The organism is Luteitalea sp. (genome assembly GCA_009377605.1).
Taxonomy (GTDB): domain Bacteria; phylum Acidobacteriota; class Vicinamibacteria; order Vicinamibacterales; family Vicinamibacteraceae; genus WHTT01.
Genome location: WHTT01000209.1, coordinates 1 through 1,215, shown reverse-complemented (window position 1 = coordinate 1,215; position 1,215 = coordinate 1). Strand labels below are relative to the sequence as shown.

The window sequence follows — 1,215 nt, the reverse complement described above, 5'->3', positions numbered from 1 at the left end:
CCTGCGCCACATGCTGGTGTCTGGCGAGGCGAAGCCGGATCCGCAAACCGGTGAGCTCCCACGCACGCTTCCGTTCGTGGTTGTGATCATCGATGAGTTGGCCGATCTGATGATGGTGGCGTCCAACGAGGTCGAAGAGTCGATCTGTCGCCTCGCGCAGATGGCCCGCGCCGTCGGCATCCATCTCATATTGGCCACGCAGCGCCCATCCGTGGACGTCATCACTGGTTTGATCAAAGCGAACCTACCGGCGCGTATCTCGTTTCGCGTCTCATCGAAGACGGACTCGCGTACGATTCTCGACTGCAACGGCGCGGAGCAGCTCCTTGGCAAAGGGGATATGCTGTTTCTCCCACCGGCGAGCTCGCGTGTCGTCCGCCTGCACGGACCGTATATCTCCGAGCAGGAGAGCGCGCGGCTCGCGAGTTACCTGCGAAAGCAGGGGCAGCCGGTCTACGACGAGACGATTACCGAGGACGAGAAGAAGATGGAGGCGGTCGGTGGCCTCGAGAAAGACGACCTGTACGACGAGGCCGCCCGCATCGTCGTGCAGAGCGGCCAGGCGTCGATCTCTTACTTGCAGCGCCGACTGCGCATCGGTTTCAGCCGCGCGGCGCGCCTCGTGGACATGATGGAGGCGGAGGGACTCGTGTCGACCGGCTCGGGCGGCAAGGCACGCGAGGTGCTGGTACCGAAGGATTACTTCGATCAGGTGGACGCGCAAGTGCGCTAATGAGGAGAACAGCCGTAGCGCAAGCCTTTAGGCCTGCCTTGACGTGGCCGGCGTGCTGCTGGCAGGCCTAAAGGCCTGCGCTACGGCTGACCATCGAACCGGATGTGAGCCATGCCCATCCGCAGAGTTGCCATTGCTCTAATTTTCGCCGCGCTGATGGCTGCGCCGAGTCAAGTCGCCGCGCAGTCAGCCAAGACGAGGTACGAGCGAGCGCTCGCGCGCGACAAGAGCCTCACGAAGACTCGGCGAGCTCCGCCCTTGTCTCAACTGCGGGCGGCCGTGCGCGCCTACGAGCAGATAGTACGGCGTTACCCGACGAGCGGCTACGCCGATAACGCCCTCTATAACGGAGCGCTGCTCGCGCTCGAGACGTATCGTCATTATCAAGACGCCGTCGATCGCGACGCGGGCATCGAAATGCTCGAGTGGATGATTGACGAGTATCCCCATAGCTCGCTCAAAGCCGACGCCCGGAAGCGCCT

General features: G+C 63.0%; 2 protein-coding genes. Both read left to right on the top strand.

Annotated elements, in window-relative coordinates; translation table 11 throughout:
* On the top strand, nt 1–733 hold a 733-nt coding region (locus tag GEV06_28555), incomplete at its 5' end, for a DNA translocase FtsK (protein MPZ21802.1).
* Between the two features lie 111 nt (nt 734–844).
* The coding region (locus tag GEV06_28550) for a hypothetical protein (protein ID MPZ21801.1) at nt 845–1,215 on the top strand (371 nt) is incomplete at its 3' end.